Here is a 21,809-nt window from a genome sequence, read left to right as displayed (position 1 = left end):
ATACTTAATGTATTAATAACGGCATGCGGGTTGCATGGAACTCAGCAGACCTTATGGATTTGAGGATAAAACAATGAGCTTATTTACCACAGCCAGCAGGCTGGAAAATGAAAACCGGGCTTTTGCCCTTTTACAAATTATCGAATGTCGCGGTTCGTCGCCGCGCCACTCGGCCAGTATGCTGGTCCCGGAAGAAGGTCCCACCGTGGGGACCATTGGCGGAGGAATGATGGAACGGCTGGCTATTGAGCAAGCCAGGGAGGCGCTGGCGGAAGGAACTTCAAGGGTTTTTCACGGCAAGCTGGCCCGTCAGGGAGCGAATGCCGTAGGCTCTGACTGTGGCGGCGCAATGACGGTGCACATTGCTGTGTATCCCGGCAGTCCGCATCTTTTTCTGTTGGGTGCAGGGCATGTCAACCGGGCGCTGGCCCGCCTTGCCATCCCCCTGGGCTTTAAAACCACCCTTGCCGATCCCTGGGAAGAAAATCTGCAACATCCTGAGCTGCCGGAGCAGTGTGTACGGGCAGGCGGGGAGAACTTTACCGCTATCATCAGTCAGCTGAAGCTCACCAGCAGCAGCTATGTGGTGATTGCCACCAATCACCAGGACAGGGAAGTGCTTGAACAGGTCATCTCACTGCCGCTGGCTTATCTGGGGCTGTTGGCCAGCCGACGCAAAGCCCAGCATTTTCGCGACCTGCTGCAGAAAGAGCAGGGGATCAGTGCCGACAGGCTGGCAACTCTGCATGCTCCCGTTGGACTGGAAATCGAAGCCGAGACGCCGGAAGAAATTGCGGTGAGTATTCTGGCGGAGATGATCCTGCACTACCGACAGAAAAAAGCGGGTGCAGGTCAGGAGAATAAAACGCAGACGGGCGACGTCGCTGCTGAAAACGTCGCCTCCCGGGAGGCTACTGCTGTATAAGCGTCCCGGTTTTACCTGCAATACCCTCACTGGCTTTGGTCAGCAGAGTAATCAATGCCTGACGTCCTGGCTTCGATTCTGCGAAGGAGACAGCAGCCTCAACTTTAGGCAGCATCGAGCCGGGGGCAAACTGCCGATCGGCAATGTAGTGATGAGCCTCCTGTGGGGAGAGGGTGCTCAGCCAGCGTTCACCTGGCTGGTTGAAGTCAACGGCAACTTTTTCCACTGCGGTCAGGATAATCAGCATATCGGCATTGATATCTCTGGCCAGAACGGCGCTTGCCCAGTCCTTATCGATGACCGCATTTGCGCCCAGCAACCGGTTATCACTGGCGATGACCGGGATCCCTCCGCCCCCTGCAGTGACGACAATTTGCCCCGCCTCAAGCAGCGTTTTAACCGACCGGGCTTCGATGATTTCCTGGGGTTTCGGTGAGGCCACCACCCGCCGCCAGCCGCGACCGGCATCCTCAACCAGCAGTACGCCCGCACCGCGCAGCCTTTTCGCCTCTTCTTCCGTCAGAAATGAGCCGATTGGCTTATCAGGATGATTAAAAGCCGGATCGTGCGCATCAACGCGAACCTGAGTGATCAACGACACCACATTTTTCACTATGCCGATATCAAGCAAAGCCTCACGAAGCGCATTCTGCAGGTCGTAACCAATGTATCCCTGACTGAGTGCCACACAGACCGACATTGGCAGTACCGGAGAGTGAGCGCTGGTGGCGGCGGCCGCCTCAAAGGCCTGGTGGATCATCCCCACCTGCGGGCCATTGCCGTGGGTAATCACCAGTTCGTGGCCTTCAGCTACCAGTCCGGCAATGGTTTTGGCCGTGCTGTGCACCGCCTTCATTTGCTCCTCCAGTCCATTACCCAGAGCATTTCCTCCCAGCGCCATAACAATTCGCTTCTTCACTATTTACTCCTTTTCAATGAATGGTTTGCGGGCTATAAACCGGCCATGTCCTGCCTGCCCGGTAAAACGTCCTTCGCGGCAAACGACTTCACCACGAGACAGTGTCATCACCGGCCAACCCTGGCACGATATTCCCTCATAGGGAGAGTAGTCCCCCCGGTCGTGGAGCTTTGCATGCCGGATGGTTTGATGCAGGCGGGGATCGAACAGGACCAGGTCAGCATCTGCACCCGGCAGCAGGCTGCCTTTTTCTGGCCACAACCCAAAGAGTTTTGCCGGACGCGCACTGGTAAGCGAGACAAAGCGAGAGCGGCTTATCCTTCCTGTCATCACGCCGGAGGAAAACAGCAGTGCCATACGGTTTTCCACACCGGGCAATCCGTTAGGACAGCGGGTAAAATCTGCTGCTGCCATTTGCTGGCGCTGACTGAAGGGAAAATTGCAGTGATCGGTGGCGACGGTTGCAATACTGCCGTCAGCAATGCCGACCCACAGCTTATCCAGTTCGCTATACGGTCTGAGCGGCGGGCTGAGCATGTACTTCAGGCCATCGGCCAGGTGATAACGGCTGATATCCAACAGGAGATATTGCGGACAGGTTTCTGCCCAGACCGGCTGCCCGGTTGCCCGGGCCAGACGAACATAGTCCAGCCCAAGGCCATTTGAGAGGTGCACGATATAAAGTGGGGCGTTATCCGCCAGCCTGGCAAGATTGATGGTGCGGGAGATCGCTTCTGCTTCACAGGCCAACGGACGACTGTGTGCATGCCAGATCGGTGCTGTTTTCCCCTGTTTCCTGAACTGCTGAATACGCCACTGGATAGCCGCATCATTTTCAGGATGTACCGTGGCCAGTGCGCCAGCTTCATTGAGGCGCTGCAGAACTTTCAGGATATCGCTGTCGTGCAGCATATGATTATAGGTCAGATAAAATTTGAAACTGCTGATGCCCTCTTCATGCACCATCGGGGCAATTTCTTCGAGGATCTGCTGATTAACGTGCTGGATCACCCCGTGAAAACTGTAATCAATAACGGCCTGGCCTTTTGCATCCTGATGATATTTTTGCAGCTGGTGGTATAGCGAGCAGCCATCAGGCCCAAAACCCATATGGTCGACGATGGTGGTGGTCCCTCCGCACGCGGCGGCCCGGGTACCACTGAAAAAATCGTCGCAGCTCTGTGCAATACCAACATCAATATTGAAATGGGTATGGACATCAATCCCGCCAGGCATGATCAGCAACTCCTGTGCATCGATCACCTCCATACTGGCATCCGCACTGATATGTTCATCACGACGGGTAATTTTTCCCTGCTCAATCAGCAGGTCCTGGCGGTACTCCCCGGCCTCGTCTACCAGGATGCCGCCTTTAAGAAGTTTTCTCATCGTCTCTCTCCCGCTGGCACCCGGCATGAGTGCCAGCCTCAAAACGATTTAGCTGTTCAATTGCTGCAGCCAGGCCAGTGGTGTCGCTGCATACAATGCGGCGCAGGTGACCAGATGGTCCTTCCAGGTTTTTTCATTGGGAGCGTGGGCTTCCGGCTCTTTCCCCGGGCCGAAGCCGATGACCGGAATACCATGGCGTCCCATGATCGACACGCCATTGGTTGAGAACGTCCATTTATCCACGACCGGATCCTGTTTAAACAGGCCGCGATAGGCCGTACTCAGGGTTTTCACCGTGATGTGATCTTCTTCCACCTTCCAGGTGGGGAAATAACATTCAGTAGGGTAGACCAGGCCAGTCCAGGAGGCGCGCTCGTAGTTGTAGAGTGAAACTTCCGCTTTTGTCGCTTTCACTGCTGGCAGGGCGCGAATTTCTTCCAGCGCATTTTGCCAGCTTTCGCCCCAGGTCAGGCGGCGATCGATGGAGACGGCACAGCTGTCGGCAACCGCGCAGCGGCTGGGGGAGGTGAAGAAAATCTCTGAAACGGTCAGCGTTCCTTTTCCCAGGAAGTCATCATTGCCCAGCTTGCCGGACAGCTCCTGTAGCCCGGTCAGGATCGGGGCCATCTTGAAAATGGCATTATCACCACGTTCCGGCGCAGAGCCGTGGCAACTCACTCCCTGTACCTCAACCCTGATTTCCATGCGGCCGCGGTGCCCACGATAAATCTGGCAGTCGGTGGGCTCGGTACTGATCACGAACTCCGGGCGGATACCTGACTGCTCGATAATATATTGCCAGCACAGGCCATCGCAGTCCTCTTCCTGCACGGTGCCGGTCACCAGCAACGTGTACTCATCCTCCAGGCCCAGATCTTTAATGATCTTCGCGGCATAGACCATAGCGGCCATACCACCTTCCTGATCGGACGACCCGCGGCCTCCGATCAGCTGGTCATCTTCCATGCCGTCATAAGGATCGAACTGCCAGTTCTTTATATTGCCAATACCGACGGTATCAATATGCGCATCCATTGCCAGCAGGCGGGGGCCATGGCCAAGATAACCAAGAATGTTCCCCATCGGATCGACGTCGATCTTATCGAAACCTACTTTTTCCATCTCCTGACGGATGCGTTCTATTACCCTCTTCTCATCGCAGCTTTCGCTGGGAATAGCGATCATATCGCGCAGAAAGCGCGTCATTTCAGGCTGATAACGTTGAGCCTGAGCAAGAATCGCGTCATACGGAATAGGCTTTACCATTTTAAACTCCTGTTAATTACTCGCTGTGATCCCATCTTTTCCTTCCCACACCACTTCCCGATAATGCTGAGGATCGGTATCGCCTTCGGTACTGAGGAGCAGCACGCGAGAGGTGGCAGTGAGCTTGAGTTGGTCTTTCAGTTCCTGTGCCTGGGGATGGTGCAGAATGGCGGCCAGTACGCCCATGCTGACTGCTCCCGACTCGCCGGAGATGATGCGGGGATCGTCTCCCAATGGATTTCCCAGCACACGCATACCCAATGCGGCGACCCGGTCCTCGCAGGAGATAAAATGCTGCACGCAATTTTTCAGCACAGGCCAGCCCAGAGGGTTCGGTTCACCACAGGCCAGGCCAGCCATGATGGTGTTCATCTCGCCAGCCACGTTGACGATTTCGCCGCGTTGAGCTGACCGGAACAGGCAGTCAGCTTTATCCGGTTCAACCACCACCGCATGCAGCGTCCCGGCACCGTAAACATCGCTGAAATAGCCCAGAACCCCGGCAGCCATGGCTCCCACCCCGGCCTGCAAAAAGAGATGAGTGGGGTCTGCCATTCCTGCTGCGGCGATCTGTTCAACGGCTTCATCCGCCAGCGTGGCGTAACCCTGCATAATCCAGGTTGGCACTCTGGTGTAGTCTTGCCAGGCGGTATCCTGCACCACTTTCCAGCCGTTTTTTTCAGCTGTGCCGATCGTCAGCCGCACTGTATCGTCGTAGTTCATTTCGGTGACAATACAGTCCGCCCCGAGGTCGGTGATGTGTTTAACGCGGGCGGCAGAAGAACCTTTAGGCATGTAAATGACCGCATGTTGCCCCAGCTGTTGTGCCGCCCAGGCGACGCCGCGACCGTGATTTCCGTCGGTAGTGGTAGTGAACGTCAGCGGTTGAGGATGCTGGCGGCGAAAGGATTCAAAGGAGAATTCACCAATATCGAGGTTGTATTCTTCACACAGCAGGCAGGCAATGGCCCACGCTCCGCCCAGCATTTTGAATGCGTTCAGACCGAAGCGCTGTGACTCGTCCTTGACCATAACCTGATGTACACCCAGCGCCTGAGCAAAAGCGGGTAACAGGCGAAGCGGGGTAGGCTGGTACCCTGGCAGTTTACTGTGGAAGGCTCTGGCCGCCCGGGCGTGGTGACGATTAAAAAGTGTGGACCCGCCGGGGGAAAATGTGGCATTCCCGGCGATTTTCATCTGTAGCATAAACTGTGACATGACTGATTTTCCCGGTAAACAGAGTGGATGCGTTTTTGCCGTGCCCGGTTTCAAAGCTTGATTCGCGGAAGGGCCTCTTTGAGGCGTTTTTCCAGCACGGCTGCCGGGTCTGAGAATTTCCGCGCCACGATCATGCTGGCGATAATCCACGGTTTCCAGCTGGCTTCCTTATAGGTAGCGATACGGTAACGCTCGAAAACGCTGGCCTCGACTTCTCCGGCTTCACAAGAGATGCCGCTGATATCAGCAGGCAGGCAGTGCATATAGAGCGCATTGCCCTGACGGGTTAGCTTCATCAACTCTTCTGTGCAGTGCCAGTCACGATGCTGGGCATTCTGCTGCAGGCAGCGCTGTTCGAGAGATTTCAGACCGGCGCTGTCCTGGCTGCGAAGCAGTGTGGTTCTCTGTTGCATAACCTGCCAGGGAGCCCAGGATTTGGGATAGACGATGTCGGCATCGCGGAATGCCTGTTCCATGGTGCTGACCTGGCGGAAGCTGCCCCCGGACTCTTTGGCATTGCTGCGGGCGACCTCCAGCACGTCGGGTATCAGATCGTAACCTTCGGGGTGGGCAAGGGTGACATCCATACCAAATCGGGTCATCAGCCCGATAATGCCCTGCGGCACAGAGAGGGGTTTACCGTAGCTGGGAGAGTAAGCCCAGGTCATGGCGATTTTTTTGCCTTTCAGGTTCTCCAGGCTGCCAAAATGTTCTTTCAGCCAGGCCAGATCCGCCATCGACTGCGTTGGGTGGTCAATATCACATTGCAAATTGACCAGCGCAGGGCGCTGAGGCAAAACGCCCTCGGCGAATCCTTCATCCAGCGCAGCACCCACTTCACGCATATAGGCATTACCTGCGCCGAGATACATATCATCCCGGATGCCGATAGCGTCGGCGCAAAACGAGATCATATTGGCGGTTTCGCGTACCGTCTCACCGTGGGCGATCTGCGATTTTCCCTCGTCCAAATCTTGCTGTGTCAGGCCCAGCAGATTCAGCGCGGAAGCATAAGAAAAGCGGGTTCGGGTGGAGTTATCACGGAATACCGAGATCCCCAGTCCATTGTTGAAGATACGGGTGTCGATATTTTTTTCCCGCATGCGTTTCATGACTTCTGCAATTTCCAGAACCTGCTCCAGCTCCTGCCGGGTTTGTTCCCAGGTCAGCAGAAAGTCTTTTTTTGCCAGGCCAGATTTTTTCTGCCGGATGGCATGCAACAGCGTGGTGATTTCATCCATTTCAGGCGTTCCTTATGACATCAAAGCTAACCCCTGCCGGGGGCGAGGCAGGGAAATGTAATAACCTCCCGACCTTTATCAACTTCTGTGCCAATCCTTTATGTCCGGCCCGACAGCTGGATGAAATGTGATCGCATTCTTACTCTGAAGGTATTTTTAAGAAAAAAAGGCCTTTGTTGTGATCAATCATGTCCTGCTCTGAATAAGCAACGTAGTTGTATAGCTGTTGTCATTGAGGTGACGCAGAGCCTGCAGGGCTCAAAATGAGAAAATCGGCTGTTCTTCTCAAAATGAGAGAAGCCAGCATCTCCGGGACGAGAAAACGCAACAGGGACAAAAGGGAGTCATATATGAGTGAAACAGCAGCATCACCCTCTGCACTGATGCTCATCCAGTCCACCATTCTTAACTTCAGCAGCCTGTTGGCCAATGTTTTGCGGATGGAGGTCGAAGTTGTCGATAACCACCTGATACGGATTGCCGGAACCGGGCCTTATGGCAGCGGATTTGGCTGCCCGCCGCAAAATAACAGCCATTTGCTCAGGAACGTGATTGAGACGCAGAAGGAAGTGGTGATCGTGGACTCACGTTTTAATCCGTTATGTGCCGCCTGCCAGAATCGTGACAGCTGCAAGGAGCGGGCTTTTATTGGTGTCCCGATCCTCGGGCCACAGCGATGCCTGGGGGTGATCAGCCTGATCGCAGTGAATAATGAACAGCATCACCGACTGAGCGAAAATGCGGAAATGTTTGCGCAGTATATCTGGCACGTTTCCCGTCTGCTGGTGGCAAATCTCTCCAGTGCCCAGCAAAAAACACCTAAAAACGAGGCAATATGGCCGCTTCTGTTGAGCAACATCGATCAGGGTGTGATCGTCCGGGATCGAGACTGCAAAGTGAGAATTATCAACGATCGGGCACTTGAGTTGCTGCATCTTGCCCGTGAGTCGGTCCTGGGGAGAACGCTGACTGTTGAGCCGGTGAGCCGCCAGAAAGAACCCAGCGAAGGACACATTCAGCATCGGGTCAGGCTGGAGGAGTGGCAAAATGTCCTGACCGGGCAGCTGCATCACACCGGGCAGCAATCCCTTTTTTTACTGGCCTTCCATCAGAGCGCTTCTCTGGCAGCTTTGCCCGAGGATGACGATCCTCCCGGCATTGAACGGCTGGTGGGGCAGTCGCTGGCAATGAAAAAGCTGAAACGCCTGATTATGCGGATAGCTTCCAGCCCTTCCAGCGTGATGATTTTGGGGGAAAGCGGTAGCGGCAAAGAAGTGGTCGCTCGTGCTATCCATCGGTTAAGCAAGCGGCACGATAAGCCATTTGTTGCCATCAACTGCGCGGCGATCCCGGAAAATCTGCTGGAAAGCGAACTATTTGGCTATGTGAAAGGGGCTTTTACCGGTGCGTCACCAGGAGGCCGGCCAGGATTAATTCAGTCCGCCAGCAGTGGAACGCTGTTTCTGGATGAAATCGGCGATATGCCGCTCAGCCTGCAGGCGCGTTTGCTGAGGGCGATTGAAACTCGCGAGGTTCTCCCCGTGGGTGCCAGCCGTCCCGTTCCTGTTGATATCAGGATTATTTCCGCCACCCATCAAAATCTTCAGGGATTTATCAGTGCCTCCCGATTCCGGGAGGATTTGTTCTATCGCCTGAATGTGATCCCTCTGGAATTGCCGCCATTACGTGAACGGGGAGAAGATGTGGAGCTGCTGCTGCATTACTTCCTGAATTATCACTCACTGCGTATTGGCTGCACTTATCCGGGAGTCAGCCAGGAAGTGGTCAGGCTACTGCAGAGCTACCGCTGGCCGGGCAACGTTCGTGAACTGAGTAATCTGGTGGAGTATCTGGTGAATATTGTTCCCGATGGCGAGATGATCGACAGCGCTTTGTTGCCCCCGGTTTTCCACGCAGCTTCCACGCTGGAGACCCGGGAAACTGCCGTGGTGAAATTACTCCGGGCCGGGGATTGCCTGCACGATGAAGAGGGCGGCGCAAACCTCAAATCGATGGAAAAAACCATTATTGAAGAAGCATTGCAGCGCTGCCGCAATAAAAAGCAGGTCGCTGATGAACTGGGCATCGGCGTGGCCACTCTTTATCGTAAGATCAAAAAATACCATCTTACGGATTAGCGTTCAGTTCCGGGATCGCCAGCAGATGATGGTACTGTTCGGGGGTATCAAGATCCCAGTGAATGGTTTTGCTGCCAACAGGGACGCTCAGTCTGCCGTAAGCCTGCATCAGCAAGCGCAGATTGCTCTCTGCTGGCGAGTTGCGTATCAACTTTATCAGCGGCGGAGGAAGTAACACCGGATGTCCGTTGCCGCCATCATAAAAGGGTTGCAGACATTCCTGAGCGGAGTGAGACCACAAGCTGGCATAAATCTCCGGATCGATGGCTGGCATGTCGCCAGGCACGACAAAAAAACGCCCGCCTGCCAGCTCCGCTGCGCCACAGCGGACAGAAGAGAACATTCCCTCTCTGAAGTCCTTGTTGTGACAGATCTGGATCCCCGGGTGACCCCCATAGCGCTGCCGCAACTCTTCACCCCGAAAGCCGGTGACCAGAATCACTTTATCGCAGAAGGCCAGCGCATTCAGCAGTGCGCTGTCCAGCACGGTGCCATCGTTCCAGGGCAGCATCATTTTCCAGCGGCCCATCCGCGAAGAGAGGCCTGCTGCCAGCATAATGCACTCTTTCATGGCGTCTGTTCCTTGTTCCGGTGGGCCTGCCAGCTGCATGGCAAGGCAGGCCCGACTGTGTATTAAGGTTTCAGGGCAGCCTTGATCGATTTAATGATTGGCTGGTAGCCGGTACAGCGGCAGAGATTGCCTTCCAGGGCTTCTGCCAGTTGGCTGTCATCGGGGTTGGGATGTTTATCCAGAAGGGCTTTGGTACTCATCAGCACGCCTGGCGTGCAGAAGCCGCACTGAACGCCACCGTGGCGCACGAACTCCTGCTGCAACCTTTTTCCGACTTCGTCAGCAGCTAGCGCCTCAATGGTCGAGATCTCCGCTCCGTCACACTGTGCAGCAAGCAGCAGGCAGGAACAGACCGCTTTGCTGTTCACAATCACCGTACAGGCACCGCACTCTCCTACCGAGCAGCCCTCTTTTGTACCCGTCAGCTGCAAATCTTCCCGCAGAAAATCAAGGAGGCGGCGGTTATCGCCTACCGTTTTTTCTACCTGAATACCATTTACTTTCAGCTTAATGTGATGCATTTCAGTTCCTTATATAACCTGGCTGTCCTGTGCTTCCTGAAGCATCTGGCGCAGCATATCGATAGCCACCGGCACTTTGTAGGCGGCGGACCAGCGTTTACCAATGGCCGCCATCAGCAGGGTTTCGAGCGCTTTGCTTCCAGCGTCAATCTGCTCAGCGGTAAGCTTTTTCCCGGTCAGCGTTTTTTCAACAGCGATCAACCGTTGAGGGTTGCTGAACAGCGCGCCATCCACCAGACGACAGCGTGTCAGGATACCTGCCGGATTAAAGGTGAACTGGCCGGTGAAACTCTGGCGGGTAATATTCAGCGCATTTCGTCGCCCCAGCTGGAGATAGCGCTGCTGCAGCCCGGTGTCCTGATACGGGAGGGGGAGGATAATTGCGGTAACGAGTTCATCAGGCTGGAGCCTGGTCTGGTAGCCGCCGGTTACAAATTCTGCCAGTGGCAGCTGACGCTTAGTCTTAAGGCTCTGCAATACCACCGTGGCGTCATAAATTATTAAAGGAGGCATCGAGTCAGCACAGGGCGCTGCATTGACAATATTGCCGCCTATCGTGGCGCGGTTGCGCAATTGCAGGGAACCAATGGTATTGCAGGCGGTGACCAGTAACGGGTAGCTGTCCTTAATCAGCGGATGAACGGTCAGATCGCTGAAGCAAACCCCGGAACCGATCGAGACGCCTTCGGCTACTGCGACGACCTCCTTCAGCGCTTTGATTGCGGAGATATCGACCAGTGGCACGGCAGCTGATTTCAGCCTCGCCTGTACCAGCACATCAGTGCCTCCCGCGATGGGCTGGGCCGTTCCCTCTGCCAGCGCCTGCAGTGCCTCTGGCAGCGTTGTTGCCCGCGTGAGCTGAATGGTATTCAGGCGAAGCACCTGTTTTTTCTCTCCGGTTTCTGCCAGTAGCTCGCTCTGCCGGACCGGTTTTTTCAGGGCGTAACCCAGCCGGACCTGCTCCAGGGTCAGCGGCAGCACGTAATTGCGCCGTTCCAGCGCAAAACTCACGGCATTGTTCAGTGCAGCACCGCCGAGTTCCAGTACCGGCTCGCCAATGACCTTGCCGCCATATGGACCCGCTTTATCGTGGTTTTCGACGGCGATGACTTCAATATCCGGGACATCTTTGATAGTCGGCAACAGATAGGTGTCAAAGTTTTCCGATTTCACCTCGCCATTTTCAATATTGAACTCCTCCAGCATGCCATAGCCGATCATTCCCTGTACCACGCCGCCGTAAACCTGCCCCTCAAACCCCACCTTATTGATCACTTTTCCCACGTCATGCACGGCAGTAATGTGATTGATGGCTATTTTTCCCGTGCGGGTATCGATGGCGATGTCGGCGACCTGGCAACCATAAACCCAGGTGAAATAAGGGCTTCCGGTTCCTTTCTCTTCATCCCAGTGGATATCAGGAGCAACATGCCAGCCATAGGCTGACAGGTTCGCACCGGTGGCTTTGGTCATATCCACCACCTGCTGAAACGACAAACGTTGCCAGGGGTGATGACGGTTAAAGACTTTGCCATTCTCCCAAACCAGATCTTCCCGATCTTTTACCGAGAGTGGCTCTGTGATGGCATCGGCCATCCGGCGTTTGATCTTGTTGGCGGCATTGAGAATCGCCTGTCCGCCCATCAGCGTCCCGCGGGAGGCCACGGTTGATCCGCCGTCAGCAATCATCGCGGTGGCCGGATCGGAAAAGCTGATGCGATCCAGGCTGACGCCGAAAGCTTCAGCCGTTATCAGCGACATGGTCGTTTGCAACCCCTGGCCGTTTTCTGAGACCGACGTGGAGATATTGATACTGCCGTCCGCGTTAACCTGAATCAGCGCAGATGAGGCATCCAGCCCCTCCGCACCCAGAGAACATCCGCGGTGGCTAAGTGCCAGCCCGATGCCATAACGGATGGGACCGCCCTGCTGATTGAGCTGCTGAAAATGCGCTCTCTTCTCGAGATATTCGGTACTTTTGACCGCTTTCATCAGCACTTCCTGCGCCGATACGCAGTGTTCGCTGAAGACCTGTCCGGCCATACTGGTATCGTTCTGTTTCAGCACGTTACGCAGGCGCAGCTCAATGGGCGACAGCCCCATAGCTTCGGCCACTTCATCCATCAGGGATTCATTAGCAAAAATCACCTGTGGCGCGCCAAATCCACGATAGGCCGAGGTGTAATTGTTGTTGGTATAGACGCCGGTGACATCCACCCGGACATTGGGAATGTTATAAGGGCCAGCGGCCTGCACCGAACTGCGCCAGGTGACAAATACCGTCTGCCCGGCGTAGCTGCCACCATCGGCCAGCACGTCGATTTTGATCGCCTGGATGCGCGCCTGATCGTCCAGGCCAATTTTGTAATGCATCAGATAGGGATGACGTTTATAGCTCTCCCGCATCGATTGTTCGCGGTTGTAGGTGATTTTAACCGGACGGGAGGTCAGCTTCGCCAATAGTGCGGCACGGCAGGCCAGATGATCGATAATGTCATCTTTTCCGCCGAACGAGCCACCCAGCACCGAGCGTTTGACGTTAACTTTGGCCTGAGGCAGGTTGAGGTATTTCGCCACCATTCCTCTGACGCGGTGCGCATTTTGTACTGAGCCATAAATGTTCAGGATCTGTTCGTTGTCATCGTACCCGGCCGTAATGGATTCCGGCTCAATATAAGCATGTTCCTGAAAGCCCACCTCATAGTCGCGTTCGAAAATATGGGTGGAAGCGGCGAACCCGGCCTCAATATCGCCTTTCACCGTATGGTGATGATTGATAATGTTATTTTCTCTGTCGCTGTGGATCAATCGGGCACCAGGGCTGATTGACTCTCTGACGGAAGTGATCGGCGTCCACGGGGTGTAAACCACTTTGATTTTGTCTGCGGCCAGGCAGGCAGCTTCATAATTTTCTGCCGCCACCACGGCTATCACATCGCCACGAAAAGCGATTTCACGATCGACTATTGGCGGATAGTCAGGAATAACCACTCCAATATGCGTGTTGCCGGGAATATCTTCCCAGGTGGCTATTCTGACCACACCAGGCACTTTTTTCGCTTCGCTAAGATCGAGTTTCTCGATCCGACCTGCAGCAATATCGGCATAGCGGCACACGCCATAAAGCATATTTTTCAGCACGATATCGTCGCCATAAACGGCGGCGCCTTTTACCTTTGCTGCCCCGTCGACGCGCGGGACTTCACTGCCAACCAATAACGTATTCATTGGGCATGGCCCTCCAGAGATCCATTTATGGCGCTTTCAAAGCAAGGGATATGCCAGAGAAGTCAGGAGGCTCATTGTTGCTGCAGAGTTGTGATGGCGGTTAGAAAAATGGCCTGTCTGCAAAGCGTTAAGGCGTGCAAGGATCGCGTTGTTTTTTCAATTTGAAGTGATTTTTATCAAATTGAGACGGAGTGAAGGCGTATTGGCAGGGCCAGCGGCAGAAGGGAACGTCTGCAATCAACATATTGAGAGAAGGTTCACATAAAGAAGTAATTTCTTCCTGTTTCTGCAAACTCGCCTCTTTTTTGCATTAGCCACCTGGCGGAATCGCAAAAAGGAATAATTATGAATCGATTCGTTGTTGTTAACCCCGGTGAGTGTATTGGATGCCACGTTTGCGAAGTGGCCTGTGTGCTTGCACATAACCAGCAGGCCTGGCCTGCCAGCCCTGAGCAGTTCCGGCCACGTATTCACCTTATTACCCGTGGCGGCAGCGCCGTGCCGTTAACCTGCCGCCATTGCAATAACGCCCCCTGTGTGGCCAGTTGCCCGACAGAAGCACTGGTCCCGGAAGGTGACAGCATTCGTTTGCGGGAAGAGAAGTGTATCGGCTGCAAAAATTGCCTGCTTGCCTGTCCCTTTGGCGCTATCGAGCAGGTCAGTGACCGGCCTGTGGTGCAGAAATGTGACCTGTGCCAGCAATTGGCAGCGGGGCAGGCAGCCTGTGTTGAAACTTGTCCCGCGCAGGCACTTCAGCTAATGGATGAGGCTGAACTGCAGCGACTGCGGTTGTACCGGCAGCATGCGACTGCCGGAGGGAAAAATCGGCCAGCCCCCATCGCTTCAAAAGGCGTTGAGCTGCTTGACAGAACCCCGCGCATCGGCGCTGCCAAACTCGCAGCAAAGGACAGAAAGCTTCACTTCAGGGAGATCTATCAGGGGCTTAATCAGGCCCAGGCACGATATGAAACGGATCGTTGTCTGTATTGCGCACAGAAAGCGTGGTGTAACTGGACCTGTCCTTTGCATAACGCTATCCCGGATTTTATTCAGCTCGCGGCTGCAGGAAAGCTTATCGAAGCCGCAGAACTTTCTCACCAGACGAGCAGCCTGCCGGAAATTTGCGGGCGGGTTTGTCCCCAGGATCGCCTGTGTGAGGGGGCATGTACCCTGAACGGTCAACCCGGCTCCGTCAGCATCGGTAATATTGAGCGTTACATCACGGATGAAGCGCTTGCCCGGGGCTGGAGGCCAGTCTTGCATGGAGTAAAAGACAGACCGGAGCGTGTGGCTATTGTGGGAGCCGGGCCGGCCGGATTGGGCTGTGCCGATGTGCTGAGGCGACAAGGGGTTCACGTGGATGTTTACGATCGCCACCCGGAAATCGGCGGATTGCTGACCTTTGGCATTCCCTCTTTCAAACTGGATAAGCAGGTGATCGTGAACCGACATTCGATATTCAGTGAAATGGGAATCAATTTTCACCTCAATTGTGAAATTGGCCGCGATATTCCTTTTTCCCGACTGCTGGAAGAGTACGACGCGGTCTTCCTTGGCGTGGGGACCTACGGACTGATGGGCGCAGGACTGGAGAATGAAGATGCGCCTGGGGTGATGCAGGCCCTGCCTTATCTGATCGCGAACACGCGGCAGGTGATGGAGCTGGAAGAGGATGAGCAGCAGCCTTATGTCTCGCTGAAGGGTAAAAAGGTGGTAGTGCTTGGCGGCGGGGATACCGCAATGGACTGCCTGAGAACGGCCGTGCGGCAACAGGCGGAAAGCGTGATTTGTGCCTATCGCCGTGACGAGAAAAGCATGCCTGGCTCTAAGAAGGAGGTCACCAATGCCCGCGAAGAAGGGGTGGAATTCATGTTTAACCTGCAGCCGCAGTATATCGGGCTGGATGAAGCGGGCTGCCTGAACGGCATTGGGCTGATCCGTACTGAAATGGGGGCGCCCGGCAGTGACGGGCGTCGCAGGCCACAGCCCATCGCCGGGTCAGAGTTTGTGCTGGCGGCCGATGCGCTGATCCTGGCGTTTGGCTTCCAGGCGCACGAGATGCCCTGGCTGGCCGGGCAGGGGATTCGCTTCGACCGCTGGGGCTTGATTATTACCGGGCAGTCAGGCCGCAAAACGCAAACGCACAATCCAAAAGTTTTTGCCGCCGGTGATGCCGTTCACGGGGCCGATCTGGTGGTCACCGCGATGGCCGAAGGCCGCCGTAGCGCCGGTGAAATGATGCAGATGTTTGAGGAACAGCAACAGCTGAGGGAGCGTGCCTCATGAGCTTTATCGTGGCTTCACCGGAGAAGTGCATCGGCTGCCATACCTGTGAAGTGGCCTGTGCGGTCGTCCATGTCGGCGGTGTGGCGCTTACCGCCCGTCACTATTTTCCCCGGCTCAGGGTGATAAAGCTGAGCAACATCAGTGCGCCAGTAATGTGCCGACAGTGTGAAAACGCCCCCTGCGTGGCGGTTTGCCCGACAGGAGCTCTGTACAGAAAAGGAGAAGCGATCGAATCAGTCAGCCACAACTGCATCGATTGTAAAAGCTGCGTCGTTGCCTGTCCGTTTGGCGCGATTGAGATTGTCAGCCAGCCTGACCTGAGTCCGCAGATTATTAAATGCGATCTCTGTAGCGGGCAGCAATCCGGCCCGGCCTGCGTCTCTGTCTGTCCCACGGATGCGCTCGCCATTGTCACTGCTGCAGGTCTCAGCCTTCAGCAACAAAAAAAACAGCAAAAAGCCGCCAAATGCAGCCGCCTGAGTGGGCTGCTTCTGCTGGAGGGATCAAACCATGGATGAAGTAATTTCTGTCTGTCCGTACTGCGGCTGTGGCTGCAAAATCGCACTGCAAACCGAGGCCGGTAAGATTGTCGGGGCCAGGGGGGCGAAGGGCGTAACCAATGAAGGAGAACTCTGCCTGAAGGGCTACTTTGGCTGGGAATTTCTCAATAATACCCGGCTACTCACTCCCCGATTGCAGCATCCGGCGATCCGCCGTAAACGGGGTGGTCCTTTTGAGGCGGTAAGCTGGGAGGAAGCGATCTCTTTTGCCAGTTCACGGCTGCAGAAGATTAAAGATCGCTATGGCGCGCAGAGCATTATGGTCACAGGTTCGTCGCGGGGGCCGGGCAATGAAACCAACTATGTGATGCAAAAATTCGTCCGGGCAGTGTTGGGGAGCAACAATATTGACTGCTGTGCCCGCGTTTGTCATGGCCCCTCGGTGGCTGGATTGCAGGCCACGCTGGGGAATGGCGCAATGAGCAATTCGCTGGAGGATATCGAGAACAGTGACTGTCTGCTGATATTCGGCTACAACGCCGCTGATTCTCACCCCATTGTGGCCAGGCGAATCGTCAGGGCTAAAGAGAAGGGGGCCAAAATTATCGTATGCGATCCCCGCTATATCGAAAGCGCCCGGCTGGCAGATCTCTGGCTCCCTCTGAAGAACGGCAGCAATATGGCGCTGGTGAATGCTTTCGCCAACGTGCTGATTGCTGACGATCTCTGCAATAAAAATTATCTTGTACAGCATGTTGAGGGCGTGGATGAGTGGCGGGAAGTGGTATCGCGCTATTCGCCAGAGTCGGTACAGGAGGTGACGGGCCTGGCACCCGATCTGATCCGCCAGGCGATGCATCTTTATGCCGGGGCGAAAAATGCCACCATCCTGTGGGGAATGGGAGTAACCCAGTGGGGACAAGGGGTGGATGTGGTGAAAGGGCTTTCCAGCCTGGCGCTGGCAACCGGTAACTTTGGTCGTCCCGGGGTTGGGGTCGGCCCGGTCAGGGGACAAAATAACGTCCAGGGAGCCTGTGATATGGGGGCGTTACCAAACCTTTTTCCCGGCTATCAACCTGTTACCGATCCCGTTGCCCGCGATAAATTCGCTGCAGCCTGGGGCGTGAAGTCCCTGAGCGACAAAGTGGGCCATTCCATCACCGACGTACCGCATCTGGCAATGGAAGGAAAGCTGCGCGCCTACTGGATTATGGGAGAAGACCCCCTGCAAACGGAACCCGATCTTGCGTTGATGCGCAAGGCGATGGCGAAGCTGGAGCTGGTGATTGTGCAGGATATATTTATGACCAAAACGGCGGAGCTGGCCGATGTTTTGTTGCCTGCAACCAGCTGGGGTGAACATGAAGGGGTCTATACCAGCGCCGATCGGGGATTCCAGCGTTTTTATAAGGCGGTTAAACCGCAGGGTGACGTGCTGCCGGACTGGGAAATTATCAGCCGTATGGCCACTGCCATGGGCTATCCGATGCAGTATGCCGACAATGAGGCCATCTGGAACGAGCTGCGCCTGCTGTGTCCGCTGTACAAGGGCGCGACCTGGGAGAAAATGGCTGATTTTGGCTACGTCCAGTGGCCCTGCCCGGAAGAGTCCCACCCCGGAACGCCTTATTTGTACGAGGGAAGCCATTTTTCACGGCCTTCTGGCAAGGGGCTGCTTTTTGCCTGCGACTGGCATCCGCCAGCGGAAGTGGTGGATAAAATGTGGCCGCTGGTGCTCTGCACGGTCAGAGAAGTTGGCCATTACAGCTGCCGCTCAATGACCGGGAACTGCCATGCGTTGAGTGCTCAGGCCGATGAGCCAGGACGGGTACAAATTAACACGGAAGATGCGCAGGAGCTTGGGATCGTCCAGGACGAGCTGGTCTGGATAACCTCAAGGCGGGGGAAAGTGATCAGCAGGGCTGATATCAGCGAACGAACGAATAAGGGAGCCGTCTATATGACCTATCAGTGGTGGATTGGTGCCTGTAATGAACTGACGATCGACAGTCTCGACCCCATCGCTAAAACGCCGGAATTCAAATATTGCGCGGTCAGGCTGGAAAAAATTGACGATGCTGCATGGGCTGAAAAATATGTGGCTGAAGCTTACCAGCAGATGAAAAACCGTCTGGCAGAAGCGGCGAGACCGCTGGCCTGATCAACCGGCACAGAAATGAAATGAGTCGGCTGAAAACGGGTGGAAAATTCCACCCGTTTTTTATGCTTTTTCGACGTTGTTCAGCGCCATGGAGACGGCCAGAGTCTGGGCCAGGCACAGGGAAGCCACCTGGGAACGGAAGCCATCAACCTGTGCTTCCCGCACGACAAAACAGACATCGCTGAAGGCGGCCAGCGGGCTGACCTGGCTGTCGGTAATGGCGATCTGATGCGCACCGCGTTTGGCGCCCAGCTCGACCAGTTCCACCGCTTCACGCGCGTAAGGCGAATAGCTGATGGCGATCACCACGTCTTTCGGGTTTACCATGCTCAGCTGCTCGGCGAACATCCCGCCCAGACCGTCGATCAGAAACGCACGGCGCTCCAGATGGCGCAGGGCATAGGTCAGATACGATGCCACGCTGAACGAACGACGCAGCCCAATCACATAGATATTCTCTGCCTGGTTCAGCAGCTCAACCGCTTTATTCAGCTGCTCCGGGTTAGTCTGCATTGCCAGCTGCTGCAGCGCCTGCGAGTTTACCATGGTGAATACGTTGAGGATTTCGGCCGGGTTTTCTGGCGGCGTGGCCGTTTCATCCGTTGCCGTCTGGCGGAACAGGCGTGCCCGTTCGGTATAGTTCACGGTCTCTTCCATCAGGTGCTGACGGAAAACCTGTTTCATTTCGTTAAAGCCGCTGAAGCCAAAAGCGTTGGAGAAGCGGATCAGCGTGGAGGGCGGCACGTCCGCCTGCTGCGCAATGGAGGCGACGGTATCAAAAGCAATGCTGTTGCTGTTATCAAGGATATAGCGAGCCACCTGCTTCAGGCGCTTACTCAGAGTATCGTAACGACGACGGATGTCGTCCTGTAACAGGGAAAGCTGCGTCGGGTTATTGGTCATTACTTCGGCTCGCTAAGAAAAATAAGTCACGTTCATCTGCCCGATAGTCTACCAGATGAACAAAAAATTTCACTTCCTAACGAAAATCAGGCGATCTATTTCATCGGGATATGAAATAAATCACAGATTGGCAGCCGATCCCCATTCTTTGCAGGGAATTTTACTTCGCGGCGAGAATTAAGTGCGGGGTTTCAGCAGAAGAAGGATGTAAAAAAGGGGCGAATAACTCGCCCCCGGTGCCACTGATTACTTCGCCGGTCGCACTTCGCGCCAGGCATTGATCAGCCGCAGATAGTTACTTTTGACCTCATTGATCAGCACCTGGTCATCCAGCTCACCCTGCAGCCACTGCCGCGAAGGCTGGCCGAAGATAGTGCGGCCTACTGCGAAGCCTTTAACCCAGGGGGATTTGGCGGCGGCGGCGAATCCGGCTTTCAGCTTCTCTTCCGGCGCATCCAGACCGAGGATCAGGATCCCGCGGCAGTGGGGATCCTGCTGCTCGATCAGACCGCCGATCGCCTGCCAGCTTTCAGGCTGCAGCGGCGGCAGTTTCCACCAGTCCGGCTGAACACCCAGCGAATAGAAGTGGCTGAGGATATCCAGGTAGTAAGACTCTTTTTTGTCCGGATTGCTCTCCGGCAGGATCACTTCCAGCAACAGTTCGTGACCGCTCTTGTTGCAGCCCCGCCACACATCGAGGATCAGCTCATCCTGCTCCTGCCGCAGCTCTGCACTGTCGTGTGGGTGATAAAAGACCAGGCATTTCACCACGTGTTCCTGCGGCCAGTCGACCAGCTGCGAGCCAATGTTGCCGTGTTCCAGGCGCAGCGGGCGGGAGCTGGGCAGCTCAATAGGGCGGCCAACCCACCAGCCTTTACCGGTTATGGCGTTAAGAGCGGGTTGCCCGTAGGTGGTGTCAGCCAGAATACCGCTGCGGTGATCCAACCCCGCTTCCCCGGCTGCGGCTTCAGCCGCCCGCAACAGCAGCTGTTTCAGTTCCGGCAGGCGCGAGGTATCCACATCCGCTTCATTAGCCATATCCAGCAGTTGCTTACGGTGATCGAAGGCGAAAACACAAAGCTCTGGCCACTGCTGTTTACGGGTCGTGACCCGGTGCAGATGAGTGAGGCGGGTATCCAGATCCGGGCACTTCACCTTGTTGTCACGGCTGAGGAAATCATCCAGCTCGGCTTTGGTTGGCATCGCCGGAGCGCAGCCGTGGCGGGAAACCACCAGCGCAGCGCAGGCGTTGGCATAGCGGCAGGCCTGCTCCCAGCTTTCATCGTTCAGCCAGCCGCGCAACAGCCCGGACATAAACGCATCCCCGGCTCCCAGCACGTTCAGCACTTCCACCCGCACGCCGCTTTGTAGTCGGGTCTGTTCCCATCTTTCCGGGATGTCGTCTTCCAGCACCACACAACCCATTGCGCCACGCTTACAGACCAGCGTCGCTTTACTGGCCTGTCGCACATTTTTCAGCGCCGTCAGTGTATCGGTGCTACCCCCGGCAATATGAAACTCTTCTTCCGTTCCCACCACTAAATCGAAATAGTGCAGCACTTCCTGCAGCTGTTGGGTGACGTGCTGCGACTCGATGAACCGCGTTTCACCATCGCCCAGTGAGGTCAGCCCCCACAGCACCGGGCGATAATCGATATCCAGCGCGGTGCGTATTCCGTTACGACGGGCAATTTCCAGCGCTTTCAGCACGGCAGCGCGTGTATCCGGGTGAGAAAGGTGGGTGCCGGTCACCGCCACGGCGCGGGAAGAGGCGATGTACTCTTCCTCTATATCTTCCGGTATCAGGCCCATGTCCGCGCAGTTATCGCGGTAGAACACCAGTGGGAAGGTATCCTGATCTTTGATCCCCAGGATCACCAGCCCGGTCAGGCGGGTTTTGTCAGTGATCAGGCATTGCGTATCAGCGCCGACACGTTGCAGCTCTTCCCGCAGAAAACGACCCATATGCTCGTCGCCAACCCGGGCCAGCATTGCCGATTTCAGTCCCTGAATGGCCGTACCATAAGCAACATTGCCGGAAGAGCCGCCGAGATATTTGGAAAATGTGCTCATATCTTCCAGCCTGGCACCAATCTGCTGGCCATAGAGATCAACGGCTATACGTCCGATACAAATCACATCAAGCCGTTTCTGTTGTGTACTCATACCTGTTTATTCCTTCTGTGATAAGCCAATTCAGCTGCGCTTCTCCAGCGGGTCTCCCGAAACTGCCTTCCCGGCTTCCGGACCTGACATGGCAATCAGTATGGAGAATAAAAATTTCAACTTCAATATTAAATGAAACTTTTGGCCCAAAAGTGTGAGATGGATAAAACTCTTCTGCTGGCGGTCCCTGCGGATCAAAATGTCACTGTTTATCCCGCTTGCAGGGCGGTGTGACCTTGCTCCCAATCCTGCAGAATTAAAGTGGCGAACATACTGAAGTGAAACGAAATTTTTCGTTTACTGACGTAGGCGCTCTTCACCTTGCAGATTCGCCTGGCAGATCGCCCTTCAGGCTGCGGTTTCATTAGATAATTTGA

At 55.3% G+C, this 21,809-nt stretch carries 15 protein-coding genes; 5 read left to right on the top strand and 10 right to left on the bottom strand.

Annotation, left to right across the window (positions count from 1 at the left end):
* Positions 1-73 precede the first annotated feature (73 nt).
* A complete protein-coding gene (locus GSQ70_RS02525) occupies positions 74-925 on the top strand; it encodes an XdhC family protein (protein WP_158780828.1) in 852 nt (283 codons plus the stop codon).
* On the opposite strand, the gene arcC is transcribed toward GSQ70_RS02525, so the two are convergent.
* Genes arcC through ygeW form a run of 5 tightly spaced genes read right to left on the bottom strand, consistent with a single transcriptional unit; the run spans position 912 to position 6,958 of the window.
* Positions 912-1,844 (bottom strand): carbamate kinase, encoded by a 933-nt coding sequence (arcC, locus tag GSQ70_RS02520; protein WP_158780826.1) that lies wholly within the window; start codon positions 1,842-1,844, stop codon positions 912-914. The genes GSQ70_RS02525 and arcC overlap by 14 nt on opposite strands.
* Positions 1,845-1,847: 3 nt before the next feature.
* Entirely contained in the window at positions 1,848-3,233 is a 1,386-nt protein-coding gene (gene hydA / locus GSQ70_RS02515) for a dihydropyrimidinase (protein ID WP_158780824.1), read from the bottom strand.
* 48 nt (positions 3,234-3,281) lie between these two features.
* Positions 3,282-4,499 (bottom strand): YgeY family selenium metabolism-linked hydrolase, encoded by a 1,218-nt coding sequence (locus tag GSQ70_RS02510; RefSeq protein ID WP_158780822.1) that lies wholly within the window; start codon positions 4,497-4,499, stop codon positions 3,282-3,284.
* A 12-nt stretch (positions 4,500-4,511) separates the two neighbouring features.
* Positions 4,512-5,717, bottom strand: coding sequence for a diaminopropionate ammonia-lyase (gene dpaL, locus GSQ70_RS02505; protein WP_158780821.1), 1,206 nt, complete (start codon positions 5,715-5,717; stop codon positions 4,512-4,514).
* Positions 5,718-5,767: 50 nt separating this feature from the next.
* Positions 5,768-6,958: a knotted carbamoyltransferase YgeW gene (gene ygeW / locus GSQ70_RS02500; protein ID WP_158780820.1), complete on the bottom strand. Its 1,191-nt coding sequence runs from the start codon at positions 6,956-6,958 to the stop codon at positions 5,768-5,770.
* Positions 6,959-7,308: 350 nt separating this feature from the next.
* Between ygeW and GSQ70_RS02495 the strand changes: the two genes are divergently transcribed.
* Positions 7,309-9,096: a sigma 54-interacting transcriptional regulator gene (locus GSQ70_RS02495; protein ID WP_199257214.1), complete on the top strand. Its 1,788-nt coding sequence runs from the start codon at positions 7,309-7,311 to the stop codon at positions 9,094-9,096.
* On the opposite strand, the gene GSQ70_RS02490 is transcribed toward GSQ70_RS02495, so the two are convergent.
* From GSQ70_RS02490 to GSQ70_RS02480, 3 genes are all read right to left on the bottom strand, one after another.
* On the bottom strand, positions 9,086-9,667 hold the full coding sequence (locus tag GSQ70_RS02490) for an NTP transferase domain-containing protein (protein ID WP_233268234.1): 582 nt from the start codon (positions 9,665-9,667) through the stop codon (positions 9,086-9,088). The two genes, GSQ70_RS02495 and GSQ70_RS02490, sit on opposite strands and share 11 nt — an antisense overlap.
* A 62-nt stretch (positions 9,668-9,729) precedes the next feature.
* On the bottom strand, positions 9,730-10,188 hold the full coding sequence (locus GSQ70_RS02485) for a (2Fe-2S)-binding protein (RefSeq protein WP_158780819.1): 459 nt from the start codon (positions 10,186-10,188) through the stop codon (positions 9,730-9,732).
* A 9-nt stretch (positions 10,189-10,197) separates the two neighbouring features.
* Complete coding sequence (locus GSQ70_RS02480) at positions 10,198-13,416, bottom strand: molybdopterin cofactor-binding domain-containing protein (protein WP_158780818.1); 3,219 nt, start codon at positions 13,414-13,416, stop codon at positions 10,198-10,200.
* A 345-nt stretch (positions 13,417-13,761) separates the two neighbouring features.
* Here GSQ70_RS02480 and GSQ70_RS02475 point away from each other — a divergent pair, with 345 nt between their 5' ends.
* From GSQ70_RS02475 to fdhF, 3 genes are read left to right on the top strand one after another with little or no spacing between them, the layout of a single operon-like run.
* Entirely contained in the window at positions 13,762-15,702 is a 1,941-nt protein-coding gene (locus GSQ70_RS02475) for an FAD-dependent oxidoreductase (protein ID WP_158780817.1), read from the top strand.
* Positions 15,699-16,220, top strand: coding sequence for a 4Fe-4S dicluster domain-containing protein (locus tag GSQ70_RS02470; protein ID WP_158780815.1), 522 nt, complete (start codon positions 15,699-15,701; stop codon positions 16,218-16,220). The genes GSQ70_RS02475 and GSQ70_RS02470 overlap by 4 nt, the downstream gene beginning before the upstream one ends.
* Positions 16,213-18,363: a formate dehydrogenase subunit alpha gene (gene fdhF / locus GSQ70_RS02465; protein ID WP_158780813.1), complete on the top strand. Its 2,151-nt coding sequence runs from the start codon at positions 16,213-16,215 to the stop codon at positions 18,361-18,363. The genes GSQ70_RS02470 and fdhF overlap by 8 nt, the downstream gene beginning before the upstream one ends.
* A 60-nt stretch (positions 18,364-18,423) precedes the next feature.
* On the opposite strand, the gene GSQ70_RS02460 is transcribed toward fdhF, so the two are convergent.
* Positions 18,424-19,266: a MurR/RpiR family transcriptional regulator gene (locus GSQ70_RS02460; RefSeq protein ID WP_158780811.1), complete on the bottom strand. Its 843-nt coding sequence runs from the start codon at positions 19,264-19,266 to the stop codon at positions 18,424-18,426.
* Between the two features lie 246 nt (positions 19,267-19,512).
* The gene (iolC, locus tag GSQ70_RS02455; protein WP_158780809.1) at positions 19,513-21,432 is read right to left on the bottom strand and encodes a 5-dehydro-2-deoxygluconokinase; all 1,920 of its coding nucleotides are present in this window, start codon (positions 21,430-21,432) and stop codon (positions 19,513-19,515) included.
* Positions 21,433-21,809: the final 377 nt, after the last annotated feature.

It is taken from the genome of Pantoea sp. BAV 3049, assembly GCF_009765445.1.
Lineage (GTDB): Bacteria > Pseudomonadota > Gammaproteobacteria > Enterobacterales > Enterobacteriaceae > Erwinia.
This window is presented reverse-complemented; position numbering and strand designations above follow the sequence as displayed.

Excerpts from the sequence above, each read along its gene's own strand:
- GSQ70_RS02525 (WP_158780828.1), top strand. The coding sequence starts at position 74 with ATGAGCTTATTTACCACAGCCAGCAGGCTGGAAAATGAAAACCGGGCT.
- hydA (WP_158780824.1), bottom strand. The coding sequence starts at position 3,233 with ATGAGAAAACTTCTTAAAGGCGGCATCCTGGTAGACGAGGCCGGGGAG.
- GSQ70_RS02510 (WP_158780822.1), bottom strand. The coding sequence starts at position 4,499 with ATGGTAAAGCCTATTCCGTATGACGCGATTCTTGCTCAGGCTCAACGT.
- dpaL (WP_158780821.1), bottom strand. The coding sequence starts at position 5,717 with ATGTCACAGTTTATGCTACAGATGAAAATCGCCGGGAATGCCACATTT.
- ygeW (WP_158780820.1), bottom strand. The coding sequence starts at position 6,958 with ATGGATGAAATCACCACGCTGTTGCATGCCATCCGGCAGAAAAAATCT.
- GSQ70_RS02495 (WP_199257214.1), top strand. The coding sequence starts at position 7,309 with ATGAGTGAAACAGCAGCATCACCCTCTGCACTGATGCTCATCCAGTCC.
- GSQ70_RS02490 (WP_233268234.1), bottom strand. The coding sequence starts at position 9,667 with ATGAAAGAGTGCATTATGCTGGCAGCAGGCCTCTCTTCGCGGATGGGC.
- GSQ70_RS02485 (WP_158780819.1), bottom strand. The coding sequence starts at position 10,188 with ATGCATCACATTAAGCTGAAAGTAAATGGTATTCAGGTAGAAAAAACG.
- GSQ70_RS02480 (WP_158780818.1), bottom strand. The coding sequence starts at position 13,416 with ATGAATACGTTATTGGTTGGCAGTGAAGTCCCGCGCGTCGACGGGGCA.
- GSQ70_RS02475 (WP_158780817.1), top strand. The coding sequence starts at position 13,762 with ATGAATCGATTCGTTGTTGTTAACCCCGGTGAGTGTATTGGATGCCAC.
- GSQ70_RS02470 (WP_158780815.1), top strand. The coding sequence starts at position 15,699 with ATGAGCTTTATCGTGGCTTCACCGGAGAAGTGCATCGGCTGCCATACC.
- fdhF (WP_158780813.1), top strand. The coding sequence starts at position 16,213 with ATGGATGAAGTAATTTCTGTCTGTCCGTACTGCGGCTGTGGCTGCAAA.
- GSQ70_RS02460 (WP_158780811.1), bottom strand. The coding sequence starts at position 19,266 with ATGACCAATAACCCGACGCAGCTTTCCCTGTTACAGGACGACATCCGT.
- iolC (WP_158780809.1), bottom strand. The coding sequence starts at position 21,432 with ATGAGTACACAACAGAAACGGCTTGATGTGATTTGTATCGGACGTATA.